This window comes from Lelliottia sp. WB101, assembly GCF_003051885.1.
In the GTDB taxonomy this organism is placed as follows: domain Bacteria; phylum Pseudomonadota; class Gammaproteobacteria; order Enterobacterales; family Enterobacteriaceae; genus Enterobacter; species Enterobacter nimipressuralis.
Genome location: NZ_CP028520.1, coordinates 4,514,345 through 4,531,067, shown reverse-complemented (window position 1 = coordinate 4,531,067; position 16,723 = coordinate 4,514,345). Strand labels below are relative to the sequence as shown.

The following is a 16,723-nucleotide window of genomic DNA, read 5'->3' as shown; positions in this document are numbered from 1 at the left end:
AATACTTTTCGCCTCTTTGCAATAATCAACCGTAATGATACCGTCAGTAAAAACCTGATAAGGAAATAGCACGATGAAAAATCTCATTGCAGAGTTGCTGGTTAAGCTTGCCCAAAAGGAAGAAGAGTCAAAAGAACTGGTTGCCCAGGTTGAAGCGTTAGAAATCGTTGTCACGGCCCTTTTACGGCAAATGGCACAGACCGATCAGCAGGCGCTGATCCGAAGTATTGAGGGCGCGCTGGAGGATGCCAGGCCCGACTCTCAAGTGCCGATTCAGGATAGCGAAATGCTACAGCAATACGTAAAAAAGCTGTTGCGGCATCCTCGTAGTTAATCTGTCACAGAATCTAAAAACCTGTCATAGCATTGTCATAAGTTGTGCCTATAGTCGCTCTGTTTATTTTTATGTATTTGTACATGGAGAAATAAAGTGAAACAGAGCGCACTTTTCATCGCATTACTGCCTTTATTATTTACCCCTGCCATTTATGCCGACACTACGAATACCCAGGTGCTGGATAATCGCGCGGCTCAGGGAGATATCACGCAGCCGGGCGGCGCACGCCGTCTGTCAGAAGATCAAACCGAAGCGCTGCGTGCATCGCTAAATGATAAACCGGCTAAAAATATTATTTTGCTGATTGGTGATGGGATGGGCGATTCCGAAATCACCGCAGCGCGAAATTATGCCGAAGGGGCCGGCGGCTTTTTTAAAGGTATTGACGCATTGCCGTTGACCGGACAATACACCCACTACGCGCTGGATAAAAAAACCGGTAAGCCTGATTACGTGACCGACTCGGCGGCCTCCGCCACGGCGTGGACCACGGGCGTAAAAACCTATAACGGCGCGCTGGGCGTCGATATTCACGAAAAGGATCACCAGACCATTCTGGAGATGGCGAAGGCGGCTGGCCTTGCGACAGGTAACGTCTCAACGGCTGAACTGCAGGATGCAACGCCTGCGGCGCTGGTGGCGCATGTGACGTCGCGTAAATGCTACGGCCCGTCCGTGACCAGCGAAAAATGCCCGACCAATGCGCTGGAAAAGGGTGGCAAAGGCTCCATCACCGAACAGCTGCTGAATGTCCGCGCCGATGTGACGCTGGGCGGTGGGGCGAAAACGTTCGCGGAAACCGCGACGGCCGGGGAGTGGCAGGGCAAAACTCTTCGTGAACAGGCGCAGGCGCGGGGTTATCAGCTGGTGAGCGATGCCGCTTCACTGGCGGCGATCACCGAAGCGGGCCAGGACAAGCCGCTGCTCGGCCTGTTCTCAGACGGCAACATGCCGGTGCGCTGGGAAGGGCCAAAAGCCTCTTACCACGGCAACATCGACAAACCGGCGGTGACCTGCACGCCAAACCCGAAACGCGATGACAGCGTTCCGACGCTGGCACAGATGACCGACAAAGCCATCGCTTTGCTGAGCAAGGGGGAGAAGGGCTTCTTCCTGCAGGTTGAAGGCGCGTCGATTGATAAACAGGATCATGCGGCAAATCCGTGCGGTCAGATTGGCGAAACCGTCGATCTTGATGAAGCCGTGCAGAAAGCGCTGGCGTTCGCGAAGAAAGATGGCAACACCCTCGTGGTAGTGACCGCTGACCATGCGCACGCCAGCCAGATCGTGGCACCCGATACCAAAGCGCCTGGCCTGACTCAGGCGCTGAACACCAAAGACGGTGCGGTAATGGTGATGAGCTATGGCAACTCCGAAGGCGATTCCATGGAACATACCGGCACACAGCTGCGCATCGCGGCGTATGGCCCGCACGCGGCAAATGTGGTCGGGCTGACGGATCAAACGGATCTGTTCTACACCATGAAAGCCGCTCTTGGCCTGAAATAAAGCGATCGCCCGGCGGAAATCCCCTTCCGTCGGGTGGTATTTTTCCCGCCACGAACCAGACTTACTGTGAACCTTCACAAAAGGATGGTGTTATGAAACTGACTCTTACTGTAACCCTGCTCTCTTCTCTGCTCCTGATGTCTGTGGCGTCCGCCGCCGAAAAAACGCTCACTCCGCAGCAGCAACGGATGACCACCTGTAATCAACAGGCGACAGCCCAGACGCTGAAAGGCGATGCGCGTAAAACGTACATGAGCGATTGCCTGAAAAACAGTTCGTCGAAACCGGGCGAAAAGAGCCTCACGCCGCAGCAACAAAAGATGCGCGAATGTAACGGCCTGGCGACGCAGCAATCCCTGAAAGGGGAAGACCGCAGTAAATTTATGAGCGCCTGCCTGAAGAAATCCGCGTAGTCCTAACGGGTGAGCGGTGCCAGCGGCTCACCCGAAATTTCATACTTTCCCCACAACACCCGTCTCTATAATTTGGGAAATGTTTCAGAATGTTCCCAAAAATTATGAATGACGATAACTTTTACAATAAAGACGTCACGCGAGAAGAGTGGCCCCAGAACCTTTCTCAGGATGACCACCATCGTTCCGGAATCCGATTTGCCCGGCGGGTAAGACTGCCGCGGATGTTCGGGTTAGCGGCGATGTTTTTCCCCATCGCTGGTGCGCTGGTCGCTCAGTCTCCGCCTGGCCTCTGGTGGCTGGTGCTGGTGGGTTGGGCGTTTGTCTGGCCACATCTTGCCTGGCAGTTGGCTTACCGCGCCGCCGATCCGCGAGCCAGCGAAATAAAGAACCTGAAAGTCGATGCCATTATGGCGGGGATCTGGATGGGGCTGATGGGGCTGAATGTACTTCCCACGGCGGCACTGACAATAATGATAGGCATGAATCTGATGGGGGCAGGGGGCGTAAAATTGTTCACTGCTGGTGCAACCATGACGATTATTGCGGCCCTGATCACCCTGAAACTCACCGGCGTCTCTCCCACCTTTACCCTCTCTTCACAGGAACTCTGGCTGGCGCTGCCGGCGATGGTTCTCTACCCGATCTATTTTGCCTGGGTCAGCTATCAGACCGCCATCCGTCTGGCAGAGCACAAGCGCCGCCTGGAGCTGATGAGCACCCGCGACGGTATGACCGGCGTATTTAACCGGCGTCACTGGGAAATTTTATTGCGTAATGAATACGACACCTGTCGGCGCAGCCATCGCGAGGCGGCGATCCTGATTATCGATATCGATCATTTCAAGAGTATCAACGATACCTGGGGGCATGATGTGGGCGATGAGGCGATCATTGCCGTCACCCGACAATTGCAACTAGCGCTGCGCGCCGGGGATCTTATCGGGCGCTTCGGTGGTGACGAATTTGCGGTGATCATGAGCGGCACGCCAGCGGAGAGTGCCATTGCGGCCATGTCGCGTGTCCATGAGCGGCTGGCAACCTTAACGCTAGCCTGCGCGCCGCAGGTACGACTGCGGATAAGCGTTGGTGTGGCAACGTTAACGCCTGAATTTGGCCATTATCGCGAGTGGCTAAAAGCCGCCGATGTGGCGCTCTACAAAGCGAAAAATGCCGGACGCAACCGCACCGAAGTGGCAGCCTGACGCCCGGCGCGCGTCATCAGGATTTGCTGAGACTCTCTGATTTTTCCATGCACTTATTCATCGCTTCAATCACCGCCGAGCGGAATCCGCGCTCTTCGAGAACGCGCACGGCTTCAATGGTGGTGCCGCCCGGTGAACACACCATGTCTTTCAGTTCGCCTGGATGTTTACCTGTTTCCAGCACCATTTTGGCGGAGCCCATTACCGCCTGCGCGGCAAATTTGTAAGCCTGCGCGCGCGGCATCCCGCCGAGCACGGCGGCATCAGCCATCGCTTCAATAAACATGAACACATACGCAGGCGCGGAACCGCTGACGCCCACCACCGGATGGATCATCGATTCGGCAATCACTTCTGCTTCGCCAAAGCAGCGGAAAATGTTCAGCACATCCGCCACGTCTTCTGCTGTCACCAGCGCGTTAGGCGTCACGGAGGTCATTCCCGCATTGACCAGCGACGGCGTGTTTGGCATCGCGCGGACAATTTTTCGGTCGTGGCCCAGGGCGCGTGCCAGCTGATCGAGCGTCACGCCTGCCGCAATGGAGACCACCAGCGTGTCTTTGTTCAGGCTGGAGGTGATGTCGCTCAGCACTTTGATCATGATGTTAGGTTTAACGGCGCCAAAGACGATGTCGGCAATCTGTGCGACATCCTGTGCGCTTTCGGCAGCATTAATGCCGTATTCATCATGCAGCGCGGCAACTTTATCCGGTGACGGGGTATAGACCCAAATCTGCCCTGGCAATACCTGGCCGCTGGCAATCAGACCGCCGAGAATGGCTTTTCCCATATTGCCGCAGCCGATAAAACCGATTTTTTTGTCCATCACGTCTCTCCGTTATTATCCGTTGTGAGTTCTGATTTATAGCTTAACAACGAAAAGCAGGCGACAATAGCCACCAATGTCATCCAGGGGAGAAACTATGGCGATTTGGGTGGATGCGGATGCGTGTCCGAATGTCATTAAAGAGATTTTATTCCGCGCGGCTGAGCGCGTGCAGATGCCGCTAACGCTGGTGGCAAACCAGAATCTGCGTATTCCGCCGTCGAAATTTATCCGTTCAATGCGCGTTCCGGCCGGGTTTGACGTGGCGGATAACGAAATTGTGCGCCTGTGCAGCCCCGAGGATTTGGTGATTACTGCCGATATTCCTCTGGCGGCAGAGGTGTTGGAGAAGGGCGCAGCGGCGCTGAATCCGCGCGGTGAACGCTACTCACCGGCGACGATCCGCCAAAAACTGACCATGCGTGATTTTATGGATACCCTGCGGGCCAGCGGTGTGCAGACCGGTGGGCCGGATTCGCTCTTGCAGCGTGACCGCCAGCAGTTCGCCGCGGAGCTGGATAAATGGCTGCTGGAAGTGAAGCGCCGTACTGCGTAATGATAAGCATTGCTGTTTTGTGATATAGTGTGGCAACCGCAGGGTTGTCATCGCCTGGTGCTTTACAGTAAAGTTGACGTACCCGCTCATGCAATAATTTCTTTACAGAGAACAAGCGTTAAAAGCACGCCAGACGCTCTCTGTCATACAAACATAATCTTGTTGTAATCCTATTTTTACAGTTACCTTGCGTACTAGTTTAATGGTATTATTGCTCGTTTTTCGACATTACACACCGCAACCATGCGGTATCAAGGGGAACACCTGGCTATGACCCAACCCATCTTTTTAGTTGGCCCCCGTGGCTGTGGTAAAACGACTGTCGGCCTTGAACTGGCGCGTGTCAGTCAGAGCCAGTTTGTCGATACCGATCACTGGCTGCAAACTCAGGCCCGCCAGACCATTGCCGAGATTGTCGAAAAAGAAGGCTGGGAAAGTTTCCGCGCGCGTGAAAGCGACACGCTGGAAGCGGTAACCGCACCGTCGACCATCATTGCTACCGGCGGCGGCATTATCCTCGCAGAGCGTAATCGCCAGTTTATGCGCGAGAAAGGGATTGTGATTTACCTGTGCGCGCCCGTGTCTACGCTGGTGGAGCGCCTGGAAGCATTTCCGGAAGAGGGGCAACGCCCGACGCTGACCGGGAAACCAATCAGCGAAGAGGTGAGCGAGATCCTCGCCGAACGCGACGCCCTGTATCGCGAAGCGGCGCACCACGTGATCGACGCCGCACAGTCGCCGGAACAGGTCGTAAATCAGATTGTTACCGCCCTGCGTTTGGCTTGCGCCAGCTAGCAGGCGTCTATACTCATAGTTTAGCCGTTAAAAAAGGATGAACTATGCCAACCAGACCGCCATACCCACGTGAAGCGCGCATTGTCACTATTGAAAAAGGCACCGGTGCCCAAACCGTGACCTGGTATCAACTGCGTGCGGACCACCCAAAGCCGGACTCCCTGATCAGCGAACATGAAACTGAGCAGGAAGCGCTGGATGCCAAGCGCCGCTACGAAGATCCTGAAAAGTCCTGATACAAATCTGAAATCGATAACAACCGTGCCTGAATCACACTTTTAACTCAGCGTGAATGTTAAGTGGGGGTTAATATTTAGTTATTACAGTGAGATTCAGACCGGGCGTTGGATCTTTACATTTCGGTGTAGGGATATGCTGCTACGCTTTTGACCTGTTTAAGCTGAAACAAGAACCGCGCAGCGTATTGAGCTTGTGCCTGTATTATCGCAATGGTAGTGAAGAAAGGCGAAAACGATGAAGGCAACATTGGCGATCCTCACCATCGGGGTGGTCCCTGTCAGCGAAGTGTTACCGCTCTTAACTGAGCATGTCTCCGAACAGCAAATCACCCATCTTAGCCTGCTCGGCAAGATGAGTCGGGAAGAGGTCATGGAAGACTACGCACCTGCAGATAATGAGGTGACCCTGCCGACATTGTTAAGCGACGGTAAACTCGCGCATGTTTCACATCACAAAATCGAGCGTGCTTTACAGGGCGTGATCGAAGTGCTCGATAATCAAGGATATGACGTCATCCTGTTAATGAGCACCGCCCCGATTTCGGGTCTTATGGCGCGAAACGCTATCCTCCTTGAACCGATGCGGATTATCCCTCCGCTGGTGGCCTCGATTGTCGACGGGCATCAGGTCGGGGTAATTGTGCCGATTGCAGAGCTGCTGGAGAACCAGATAGCGAAGTGGAAAGTCCTGCAAAAACCGCCGCTGTTTGCGCTGGCAAACCCGATCTGGGATAGCGAAGCCAAACTGATATCGGCAGGACGTGAACTGCTGGAGCAGGGCGCCGACGTTTTGATGCTCGATTGTCTCGGTTTTCATCAGCGACATCGTGATTTGCTGCAAAAAGCCCTCGATGTACCGGTGCTGCTCTCAAACGTTCTGGTAACCCGTCTGGCGTCTGAATTACTGGCCTGATGATTTTGCGTGACAGGCACGGAGGATGGCCCCTATAGTGGATTTTTATCCAAAGACATAAGGGCCAGTTCATGCTTTCGAGTAACGAATACTTTTCCGGTAAAGTGAAATCCATTGGTTTTACCAGCAGCAGTACTGGCCGTGCCAGTGTGGGCGTTATGGCTGAAGGGGAATATACCTTTGGTACCGCAGAGCCTGAAGAGATGACGGTGATTAGCGGCGCGCTGAACGTGCTGTTGCCTGGCGAAACCGAATGGAAGGCGTACACCGCCGGAGAAGTCTTCAACGTCCCTGGCCACAGCGAGTTCAACCTGCAGGTTGCAGAGCCAACCTCTTATCTGTGCCGTTATCTGAAATAAAAAAAAGGCCGGGTAGCGTTGACGCTGACCCGGCCTGCTTTTCTGATTTGAGAATTTAGCGCTGCGCTTCGCCGCCTAAACCTTCCACCAGATTCTGAATCAATGCCGCCAGCTCACCCGTCATCAGGATAAAGTCCGCATCAAAACGCTGGGCGAAATCTTCACGATCGATATCTTCGTTTTGATCGCGCAACTCATCGCAGAACTTCAGACGCTTAATCGAGCCATCGTCGCACATCACGAACTGAATGCGCTGCTGCCAGTCGAGAGCCAGCTTGGTCACCAGTTTGCCGGCTTCGATATGGACTGCGATTTCGTCGCAGACCAGATCCTGCTTCTTCGCCCGGATCACGCCGCCATCTTCGAGGATCGCTTTTAGCTCGGCTTCGTCCAGCAGCTGGAAACCTTGCGCCGCGCTGCCGCTGCGAACCCATTCGGTGAGGGTCAGTTCAATCGGATTTTCCATCGCCAGCGGAACCACCGGCAGCGAGCCCAGGCTCTTACGCAGCAGAGCCAGCGTATCTTCTGCTTTCTTGGCGCTGGCGCAGTCCACCATGATCAGACCGTTCACGGTGTCGATCCACATCATGGTCTGGCTGAATCGGCTAAAGGCGCGAGGCAGCAGGGAGTGCAGCACTTCATCCTTCAGGGAATCTTTTTCCGTTTTTTTCAGCTTGCGGCCCTGTTCGGCCTCCAGCTTGAAGATCTTCGCTTCCAGCGCCTGCTTCACCACCGGTGACGGCAGGATTTTCTGTTCCTGGCGCGCGCAAAGAATGATTTGACCATTGGTTGTCGAGTGGGTCAGCGCATCGCTTTGAGAACCCATCGGAGAAACCCAACCGGTTTTTGCCATATCCTGGCTACCGCATGGGGTAAAGGTGTAAGCGGCTAACTGTTTTTCCATCTCTTCCGCACGCAGCGAAACGTCGCGGCTGAGACGGTAAACCATCAAATTTTTGAACCACAGCATGATAATTTCCACGGCCTTGTCGTTAAATCAGCGGGCATGATAACGAATTGTGGCAGTGCTTGCATTGCTAATCGGGTAGCCTGCTTCTACTCTGTTGATAATCAAAATAATGAGGAGAGTCCAGTGCGTATTGGTATTGATTTGGGCGGCACCAAAACAGAAGTCATTGCGCTGAGCGATCGCGGCGAGCAGCTCTTTAGACATCGTCTTCCGACGCCACGTGACGACTACCAGCAGACTATCGAAACCATCGCACAGCTGGTGGAAATGGCCGAAAAGACCACAGGGCAGACCGGCTCGGTTGGGATGGGGATTCCAGGCTCGATTTCGCCTTACACGGGCGTGGTAAAAAATGCGAACTCCACATGGCTCAACGGTCAGCCGTTTGATAAAGATCTGAGCGCGCGCCTGAACCGCGAAGTGCGGCTGGCAAATGACGCCAACTGCCTTGCTGTCTCCGAAGCGATTGACGGCGCGGCGGCGGGCGCACAGACCGTGTTTGCGGTCATTATCGGCACCGGCTGCGGCGCAGGCGTGGCTTTCAATGGTCGCGCCCATATCGGCGGCAACGGGACGGCGGGCGAGTGGGGGCACAATCCGCTGCCGTGGATGGACGAAGACGAACTGAAATACCGCGCCGAAGTACCATGCTATTGCGGCAAACAGGGGTGTATCGAAACCTTCATCTCCGGGACCGGATTTGCCACCGACTATCGTCGTCTGAGCGGACAACCGCTCAAGGGCAACGAAATTATGCGTCTGGTAGAAGAACAGGATGCGGTGGCCGAACTGGCGCTGAGCCGCTATGAAATGCGCCTGGCGAAATCCCTGGCGCACGTGGTGAACATTCTCGACCCGGATGTGATCGTGCTGGGCGGCGGGATGAGCAACGTCGACCGTATCTACACCACGGTTCCGCAGCTGGTGAAGCAGTGGGTGTTCGGCGGTGAATGCGAAACGCCGATCCGCAAAGCGGTACACGGTGATTCCAGCGGCGTGCGCGGCGCGGCGTGGTTGTGGCCTAACTGATCGTCCATAGTATTCTGCTGTGAAAAAGCCTGATGTAAATGTCAGGCTTTTTATTTTATCAGGAATGATAAGCGTTGCTGATAAATAGGTTTACATGGACTGTGTGTTTACATCGATATTGCATTTAAAGAAGATGAAATAATCTTTGCAGTGAACAGTCGCGGTGCTGGTCACTAGCATGCTTTTCTGCGATGGATTAACCGGAATAGAAACGGATTTTGACGTGCCGATATTGACACAGCCTTGTAATAAGAAAGCGGCAATCACCAACGAAATACAACCTGTTTTTTTCATTATAAGCCTCTCAAAATCTCAGTACGTTTTGCCTGGTATTCTTTGGTACTAATAAGTTTCTGAGACTTTAACTTATCCAGTTCTTCCAGTCGGGTTGCCACGGTTTCGTTGGCGGCAGGTGCTGGCGCTGCAACGGATGCCGTTGCGGGCACATTTTCCATCACCCCAACCGGCGTCATTTCTAGATTCACTTTGCAGGTGATAATAAACAGAATATCTTTGCAGCGTGCGGTGGCATTAGTATCAACAACAATATGATCGGCGCCGGGTTGTGGTGTGACCTGAATAGTTTTAGTGGTGGATACCGTTGCACAACCCGCCAGAGCAATCGGTAATAACACAGGAAGCAAATAGCGCATAAAGCCCTCAGTCAAATGTTGCTCCCGACCAGTGAATAATATCCACTGACCTGAATAAGCCAGATAATAAGAAACAAGAAATCAACCACAACGGAACGGTGGGTAATATGCGAGTTAGAAATATCTTATGGGAGCGAAAAACGTCGCCATAGGGTAAGTAATATTGAAAATGGATTTTTGATCACCGTCACACTTTTTGCGATTTGTCATCCCCTGACATAAAAGAATGGGGGCCGGAAAGCCCCCATTGATCGCGCTTACTCCACCGCAAAGGCTCTGTCTAACTTGCTGTAGCCCAGCCCGTTAATTTTCTTCACTTTGATCTGCACCGGTATGCGCTCTTTCATCGCCTCGACATGGCTGATGACGCCGATGGTTTTGCCCGTGGCGTTCAGGGCATCGAGCGCATCGAGCGCCGTATCCAGCGTTTCGCTGTCCAGCGTACCAAAGCCCTCATCAAGGAACAGGGAATCTATTCGCGTTTTATGGCTCACCAGATCTGACAGCGCCAGCGCCAGCGCAAGGCTTACCAGGAAACTCTCCCCGCCGGAGAGGGTGCGCGTATCGCGCACGGCGTCGGCCTGCCAGGTATCGACCACTTCCAGCTCCAGCGCATCGCTGGCCTTGCGTTGCAGCAGATAGCGCCCGTGCAGGCGGTTGAGCTGCTGGTTGGCCAGCCACACCAGATTGTCGAGGGTCAACCCCTGGGCAAATTTACGGAACCGGTCGCCGGTACTGGAACCGATCAGCGCGTTCAGATATCCCCAGTCATCCGCAAGACGCGCGGCCTCTTCAATCTGCTGCATCAAGCCCTGCTGATGAAGACGGTTATCGCTGTCCTGCTTCAGCTGCTGGCGGATCTCGCCCTGACGCGTCGTATTTTCGCGTAGCTGCTGTGCCAGTTGCTGTAATTGCGCCTGCAATGCCTGTACGTCCAAATCCTCCGGCAGCGCTTCCGGTTGCTTTTCCATATGCTCCAGACGCTGCTGATCCGCCTGTAAGGCCAGCGCAGAGGATTGCTGGAGCTGTTGTTCCAGCGTGTGTTTCAGCTGTTCCAGCTTGCGCACGGTATCGCCATCAAGCAGTGCGGAAAGGAACGCGGCTTCACTGGCAAAACTGCTCTCCTGAAGCGCAGTAGCAAACTGGGTTTGCAGCTGTGCCAGACGCTCGCGATCGCTCTGCTCCTGCTGTTGCAGGGTGGCGAGCTGGCTTTGCAGGGAGATGCAGTCGTTGTGAATATCGCGCCAGTTGTCGGGGACCGGCTCGTCCGCCGTTTCATCTTCGGATGCGGGCAGCGTGTCGAGAAGCGGCATCAGGGCGTTCATTTGTTCCTGAAGGGCCGTGAGCTGCTTCTGTTTTTCCTGCCACTCATTCGATTCGGTTTCACGCAGTGCCAGCCACGCGCTCTCTTCGCCCTCTTGCGGCGCGGTGAGAGCGAGCGGCATTAATGCGCTCAGCAAGGTCTGGCGCTGGGTATCAACCTGCTGCTGAATCTGGTGAATCTGCTGTTCCAGTTCGTTGAGCTGATTCTGCAAGGCCAGGCGTTGGCTGAGCTGATACAGCTGGCGCTCGTACTGCTCCTGCTCCTCCAGCCAGGGGGCAATATCTTCCTGAATGTTCAGGCTCGCCTTCAGTGACGCGCACACCGACTGCCACTCCTGTGTGAGCGCTTGCTCCTCCTGACTGATCGTCAGGGTCTCTGCGATTTCGCGCTCACGCTGGTCTATCAGCGCTTTCAGCTGTCCGCGCAGCAACAGTCCCTCTTCTTCAAGCCGTTTCACTTCGGCGTGCAGTTCATCGCGGCGACGTTGGTTAGCGCTAACCTCCAGCGCCTGATACTGCGCCACGGCAGGATGTTCGGTTGCACCGCACAGCGGGCAGGGTTTACCCGCCTCGAGGCTGGCGCGGTGCGCCTCCAGACCCTTGATTAGCGCTTCCTGTTCGCACAGGGTTTTCAAATCCAGATAGTGCTGGTTTTTCTCTTTGTACTGCTGGCGTCGCGCAGCCAGGGTTTGATCAAGCGTGGCCTGCGCGGCCAGGTCTTTTTCCTGCGTTGCCCGCATCTGTAACAGCCGTTTTTGCAGCGGCTGATAGCGGGCATGCAGTGTGGCGAGACGCTGACGCGTCGGGCGATACTGGACCTGATGCTCTAACGCCTGCGCGGTCTCTTCTGCGGATAGCGTCAGTGAAGTGAGCGGCAGCGCGGCCAGTTTTTGTTGCAGTTCAGTCAGACGCTTACCCAGCGCCACTGCCTGAGATTTATCCCGCTGCTGCTGGGTAAATAACGCACGCCAGCCGCCAATGTGCTGGCTCAACAGCCCGAAGTGGCTGTGTTCGTCGATCCAGCTGGCGAGCGATTTGTGCTGTGACTGGAGCCGCTCTGCCTCACGCATTGCGCCGTTACGGATCCGTGCCCGCTGCCCCTTGCGTGAAAGTAAGCGAGTATTTACTTCGGCAATCTGCTGCTGCGTGAGGGCGAGCGTTGACGCCTGCTCCTGCTGACGGTCCCAGAGCGGGCGCAGCGCCAGCGCAGGTTGTGCCTGCTGCAGTTTAAGCAGTTCCGGTTGGGCGTCGGCCTGTGCCTGTAACGCCTGTTGATGTGCCGATTGCGCACGTAGCTGTTCACGCGCCAGCTCTTCGCTGCGCACCAGCCACTGATGTTGTGCCTGGCGGTTTTGCTGTTCACTGAGCAGCGTTTTTTCTTCGTCAGTCAGTGCTTGCAAACCCTGATGGAGCTGCTGTTGCTGTTCTTCGCTCAGTAGCACCACGCCTGCCGCCTGCGCTTCGCGCATCTCCAGCTCGGTTCTTGCCGTTTTGTGTTTTTCAAACACCATGGCGGAGATTTGGCCGTAGATCTCGGTGCCGGTCAGCTCTTCCAGCAGCTCGGCGCGCTCTTTGGGTTTTGCATTTAAAAACGCCGCGAACTGCCCCTGGGAAAGAAGCATCGAACGGGTGAAACGGCCATAATCCAGCCCGGTCAGGGAGGCGGTAAGATCGAGTTTATCTTTCACCTTATCGGCGAGAATTTTGCCGTCTTCGCACCGGGCAAGCTCCACGCGCGGTGCCTGTAAGTTCCCGTCCGGCTGGTTACGGGCGCGGTTCTGGCTCCAGAATGCGCGATAGGTCACGCCTTTCACTTCGAACTCCACTTCGGCGAGGCACTCCGCCGTGTCGCGGGTCATGAGATCGTTTTGCGATTGCGACACCGTGTTCAGACGCGGCGTCTCGTGGTACAGCGCCAGGCAGATGGCATCGAGCAGGGTCGTTTTACCCGCACCGGTCGCGCCCGTTATAGCAAACAGGCCGTTGCTGGCAAACGGCTCGGCGGTGAAGTCGATTTTCCACTCGCCCTTCAGGGAGTTGAGGTTTTTCAGACGCAGGCTGAGAATTTTCATGCGTTGTTTTCCTCGTCATGCAGCGCGTGCAGGGTCTGGGTAAAGAGTTCGTTGAGGCGCGTGCGCTGTGCGTCGTCCAGCGCTTCCTGCGCCAGGCGGCGCTCAAATACCTCTTCCACGTTTAATTCGCTGAGGGTTTCGCGCTGCGCGCTTAAGAGAATTTTCTCGCGCTGTTCGCGGCTGCGGCGTACCAGCAACACCTCAACCGGCAGATCGTCGGTCAGGGTCTGAATTTTGCGCTGCATGTCGTGCAGATATTCATCGGTGCTGATTTCAATATCCAGCCAGACGGGAGGCGACTGTTCCACGCCGCGCCACTGTTCAAGTTGCGCAGAAATGGCGGCCAGATCGCCTTTGAGCATCGCCAGCGGTTGTGTCACCGGTACGGTTAACGTCTCGACCGCGCTCAGTTTGCCCTCGGCAAAACTCACCAGATGCACGCTTTTGCCTTTGCCGGTTTCATCAAAGCTGAGGGAGATCGGTGAGCCGCAGTAGCGGATATGCTCGCAGCCGCCAATGATCTGCGCGCGGTGAATGTGACCGAGCGCGATGTAATCCGCTGGCGGGAAATTCTGCGCCGGGAACGCATCCAGCGTACCAATATAAATTTCGCGTACCGCGTCACTTTTGCTGGCACCGACGGTGGTCAGATGCCCTGTAGCAATGACCGGCAGCGGCGCATCACCGCGCAGCGCACAGGCCTCGGCGTACTGCTGGTGATAATAGTCCGTGATGGCCTGCAGCAGATGCTGCTGTTTTTCGCCGCCGGAAAGCCCCGCCTGGCTCTGAACAATGTCACGCGGGCGTAAAAAAGGAATCGGGCAAAGCACGGCACCCGGCGTTCCGTCGCGTTTTTTGAGGATTTGCGGGGCATGTCCGGCGTTTGCCACTACAGTGGTATTCAGAAACGCAAGAATATCGCGGGATTCGTTGAGCGTGGCGACGGAATCGTGGTTGCCCGCGACGATCACCAGATGGCAGCCTGTTTGCTGCAGATTGACCACGAAGCGGTTATACAGCTCACGCGCATAGCTCGGCGGCGAGCCGGTATCAAAAATGTCCCCGGCAACGATGATCGCGTCCACCTCCTGCGACTGCGCCGTCTCCAGCAGCCAGTTCAGGAACGCTTCATGTTCGTCGGCGCGACTTTTGCTGTAAAAATTTTGCCCCAGATGCCAGTCCGAGGTGTGGAGTATGCGCATAACAGTTCCATGGCAAAAAAGGGTGAAGGGGATTATAAGCTTTCAGGGGCTGGAAAATAACCGCTGTAATAAAACAACAGTTTGCCATTCATGGTGGTAATGTTTTTCATAAATCTGTCATAAATCTGACGCATAATGGCGCCGCATTACAAACTGATACTTTAATAAGACAGGGCAAAGTATGGCGAGACGTATTCTGGTCGTAGAAGATGAAGCTCCGATTCGCGAAATGGTGTGCTTCGTGCTCGAACAAAATGGCTTCCAGCCGGTTGAGGCGGAAGATTATGACAGCGCGGTGAATCAACTCAACGAACCCTGGCCCGATTTGATTCTGCTTGACTGGATGTTGCCCGGCGGTTCTGGCCTGCAATTTATCAAGCACATTAAACGCGAAGCGATGACCCGCGATATCCCGGTGGTAATGTTGACGGCGCGCGGTGAAGAGGAAGATCGCGTGCGCGGTCTTGAGACCGGCGCGGATGATTACATCACCAAGCCGTTCTCGCCGAAAGAGCTGGTGGCGCGTATCAAAGCCGTCATGCGCCGTATTTCGCCGATGGCGGTGGAAGAGGTGATCGAAATGCAGGGGTTAAGCCTCGACCCGACCTCACATCGCGTGATGACCGGCGAAAACCCGCTGGATATGGGCCCGACAGAATTCAAACTTTTGCACTTCTTTATGACTCACCCGGAACGCGTCTACAGCCGTGAACAGTTGCTGAATAACGTCTGGGGGACTAACGTCTATGTCGAAGACAGGACGGTCGATGTCCACATTCGCCGCTTGCGTAAAGCGCTGGAACACAGCGGCCACGATCGTATGGTGCAGACGGTCCGCGGTACGGGTTATCGTTTTTCGACCCGTTTCTGAACAATGACAGGAGTGTGACGCGTGCTGGAACGTCTGTCATGGAAAAGGCTCGTTTTTGAACTGATCTTATGTTGTATTCCCGCCGCCATTCTGGGGGCGATTTTTGGTTATCTGCCGTGGTTTTTACTGGCGGCAGTGACCGGCCTGCTGGTCTGGCATTTCTGGAATTTACTGCGTCTCTCCTGGTGGCTGTGGGTCGATCGCAGCATGACGCCACCGCCCGGTAGCGGCAGCTGGGAGCCGTTGCTTTACGGCTTGCATCAGATGCAGATGCGAAATAAAAAGCGCCGTCGTGAGCTTGGAAGCCTGATCAAACGCTTTCGCAGCGGCGCCGAATCGCTGCCGGATGCGGTGATTTTGACCACCGAAGAAGGGACGATGTTCTGGTGTAATGGCCTGGCACAACAGCTGCTGGGGCTGCGCTGGCCGGACGATAACGGCCAGAATATCCTTAACCTCCTGCGTTATCCTGAATTCACCCTTTATTTGAAAAAACGCGACTTTACCCGCCCGCATAATCTGGTGCTGAACAATGGCCGTCATCTTGAGTTTCGCGTGATGCCGTACAGCGATCAGCAGTGGCTGATGGTGGCGCGCGATGTGACCCAGATGCACCAGCTCGAAGGGGCGCGGCGTAACTTCTTTGCTAACGTCAGCCACGAGCTGCGCACGCCGCTGACGGTGCTGCAGGGGTATCTGGAGATGATGCAGGAGCAGACGCTGGAGGGGGCGCCGCGGGAGAAAGCGCTGCACACCATGCGCGAGCAAACGCATCGCATGGAAGGGCTGGTGAAGCAACTGCTTACCCTGTCAAAAATTGAAGCGGCACCGACGCTGGCGATGAATGAAACCATCGACGTGCCGATGATGCTGCGGGTGGTTGAGCGGGAAGCCCAGACCCTGAGCCACAAAAGGCATCAGTTCACTTTTGAGCTGGACAGCAGTCTGAAGGTGCTCGGCAGCGAGGACGAACTGCGCAGCGCGATTTCAAACCTGGTCTATAACGCGGTGAACCATACGCCAGAGGGCACGCAGATTATTGTGCGCTGGCAGCGCGTCCCGACCGGGGCAGAGTTTAGCGTGGAGGACAACGGGCCGGGGATTGGACCGGAGCATATTCCGCGTCTGACCGAGCGTTTCTATCGCGTGGATAAAGCGCGTTCGCGGCAGACCGGCGGCAGCGGGCTGGGGCTGGCGATTGTTAAGCACGCCGTGAATCACCACGACAGCCGCCTTGATATTCAGAGTACGCCGGGCAAAGGCACGCGCTTCAGTTTTGTTATCCCGGAACGTTTAATTGCCAAAAAAAGTGCCTGACAGCGTGTGTGTCAGCCCTCCTTTCCACAGGCCAGCGTATGCTGGCCTGTTTGCTTTGCAGTCAAGCGAAACGTGAATGAATTTTATACGGCTGTTGCTTTTTTGTTCGCATGATTAGCCATGAGTTTTTCTTA

Annotated in this window: 17 protein-coding genes; 12 read left to right on the top strand and 5 right to left on the bottom strand. The window is 55.2% G+C overall.

Translation table 11 applies throughout. The features are described from left to right. Positions 1 to 73 precede the first annotated feature (73 nt). The 4 genes from iraP to adrA all read left to right on the top strand — a co-directional run bounded on the left by iraP (position 74) and on the right by adrA (position 3,464). Entirely contained in the window at positions 74 to 334 is a 261-nt protein-coding gene (gene iraP / locus DAI21_RS21945) for an anti-adapter protein IraP (RefSeq protein WP_100777456.1), read from the top strand. A gap of 96 nt (positions 335 to 430) precedes the next feature. Further along, positions 431 to 1,846: an alkaline phosphatase gene (phoA, locus tag DAI21_RS21940; RefSeq protein ID WP_107704169.1), complete on the top strand. Its 1,416-nt coding sequence runs from the start codon at positions 431 to 433 to the stop codon at positions 1,844 to 1,846. A 92-nt stretch (positions 1,847 to 1,938) separates the two neighbouring features. Continuing rightward, positions 1,939 to 2,259: a phosphate starvation-inducible protein PsiF gene (gene psiF / locus DAI21_RS21935; protein ID WP_102104324.1), complete on the top strand. Its 321-nt coding sequence runs from the start codon at positions 1,939 to 1,941 to the stop codon at positions 2,257 to 2,259. Positions 2,260 to 2,348: 89 nt separating this feature from the next. Further along, entirely contained in the window at positions 2,349 to 3,464 is a 1,116-nt protein-coding gene (adrA, locus tag DAI21_RS21930; RefSeq protein ID WP_107704168.1) for a diguanylate cyclase AdrA, read from the top strand. Positions 3,465 to 3,480: 16 nt separating this feature from the next. Here adrA and proC read toward each other — a convergent pair whose 3' ends face one another. Further along, positions 3,481 to 4,290: a pyrroline-5-carboxylate reductase gene (proC, locus tag DAI21_RS21925; protein ID WP_102104322.1), complete on the bottom strand. Its 810-nt coding sequence runs from the start codon at positions 4,288 to 4,290 to the stop codon at positions 3,481 to 3,483. A gap of 97 nt (positions 4,291 to 4,387) precedes the next feature. Between proC and DAI21_RS21920 the strand changes: the two genes are divergently transcribed. The 5 genes from DAI21_RS21920 (at position 4,388) to ppnP (ending at position 7,152) form a co-directional block, all read left to right on the top strand. Beyond that, the gene (locus DAI21_RS21920) at positions 4,388 to 4,846 is read left to right on the top strand and encodes a YaiI/YqxD family protein (protein ID WP_107704167.1); all 459 of its coding nucleotides are present in this window, start codon (positions 4,388 to 4,390) and stop codon (positions 4,844 to 4,846) included. 270 nt (positions 4,847 to 5,116) lie between these two features. Then, a complete protein-coding gene (aroL, locus tag DAI21_RS21915; protein WP_102104321.1) occupies positions 5,117 to 5,641 on the top strand; it encodes a shikimate kinase AroL in 525 nt (174 codons plus the stop codon). 44 nt (positions 5,642 to 5,685) lie between these two features. After that, the gene (gene yaiA / locus DAI21_RS21910; RefSeq protein ID WP_100777449.1) at positions 5,686 to 5,877 is read left to right on the top strand and encodes a protein YaiA; all 192 of its coding nucleotides are present in this window, start codon (positions 5,686 to 5,688) and stop codon (positions 5,875 to 5,877) included. 238 nt (positions 5,878 to 6,115) lie between these two features. Next, positions 6,116 to 6,793: an AroM family protein gene (locus DAI21_RS21905; RefSeq protein ID WP_100777448.1), complete on the top strand. Its 678-nt coding sequence runs from the start codon at positions 6,116 to 6,118 to the stop codon at positions 6,791 to 6,793. Between the two features lie 71 nt (positions 6,794 to 6,864). Then, complete coding sequence (gene ppnP / locus DAI21_RS21900) at positions 6,865 to 7,152, top strand: pyrimidine/purine nucleoside phosphorylase (protein WP_100777447.1); 288 nt, start codon at positions 6,865 to 6,867, stop codon at positions 7,150 to 7,152. Positions 7,153 to 7,207: 55 nt separating this feature from the next. Here ppnP and rdgC read toward each other — a convergent pair whose 3' ends face one another. Then, on the bottom strand, positions 7,208 to 8,122 hold the full coding sequence (gene rdgC, locus DAI21_RS21895) for a recombination-associated protein RdgC (protein WP_100777446.1): 915 nt from the start codon (positions 8,120 to 8,122) through the stop codon (positions 7,208 to 7,210). 123 nt (positions 8,123 to 8,245) lie between these two features. Between rdgC and mak the strand changes: the two genes are divergently transcribed. Beyond that, complete coding sequence (gene mak, locus DAI21_RS21890; RefSeq protein WP_107704166.1) at positions 8,246 to 9,151, top strand: fructokinase; 906 nt, start codon at positions 8,246 to 8,248, stop codon at positions 9,149 to 9,151. 293 nt (positions 9,152 to 9,444) lie between these two features. Here mak and DAI21_RS21880 read toward each other — a convergent pair whose 3' ends face one another. The 3 genes from DAI21_RS21880 to sbcD all read right to left on the bottom strand — a co-directional run bounded on the left by DAI21_RS21880 (position 9,445) and on the right by sbcD (position 14,401). Then, positions 9,445 to 9,804, bottom strand: a complete 360-nt coding sequence (locus DAI21_RS21880; protein WP_107704164.1) for an SHOCT domain-containing protein — start codon at positions 9,802 to 9,804, stop codon at positions 9,445 to 9,447. A 257-nt stretch (positions 9,805 to 10,061) separates the two neighbouring features. Then, a complete protein-coding gene (gene sbcC, locus DAI21_RS21875; protein ID WP_107704163.1) occupies positions 10,062 to 13,199 on the bottom strand; it encodes an exonuclease subunit SbcC in 3,138 nt (1,045 codons plus the stop codon). Then, entirely contained in the window at positions 13,196 to 14,401 is a 1,206-nt protein-coding gene (sbcD, locus tag DAI21_RS21870) for an exonuclease subunit SbcD (RefSeq protein ID WP_107704162.1), read from the bottom strand. The genes sbcC and sbcD overlap by 4 nt, the downstream gene beginning before the upstream one ends. Positions 14,402 to 14,582: 181 nt before the next feature. On the opposite strand from sbcD, the gene phoB reads away from it, so the two are divergent. Together phoB and phoR are read left to right on the top strand one after the other, a co-directional pair. Then, positions 14,583 to 15,272 carry a phosphate response regulator transcription factor PhoB gene (gene phoB / locus DAI21_RS21865; protein ID WP_095280962.1) on the top strand — a complete coding sequence of 230 codons (690 nt, stop codon included), beginning with the start codon at positions 14,583 to 14,585 and terminating at the stop codon, positions 15,270 to 15,272. A gap of 21 nt (positions 15,273 to 15,293) precedes the next feature. After that, on the top strand, positions 15,294 to 16,589 hold the full coding sequence (phoR, locus tag DAI21_RS21860) for a phosphate regulon sensor histidine kinase PhoR (protein WP_102104313.1): 1,296 nt from the start codon (positions 15,294 to 15,296) through the stop codon (positions 16,587 to 16,589). Positions 16,590 to 16,723: the final 134 nt, after the last annotated feature.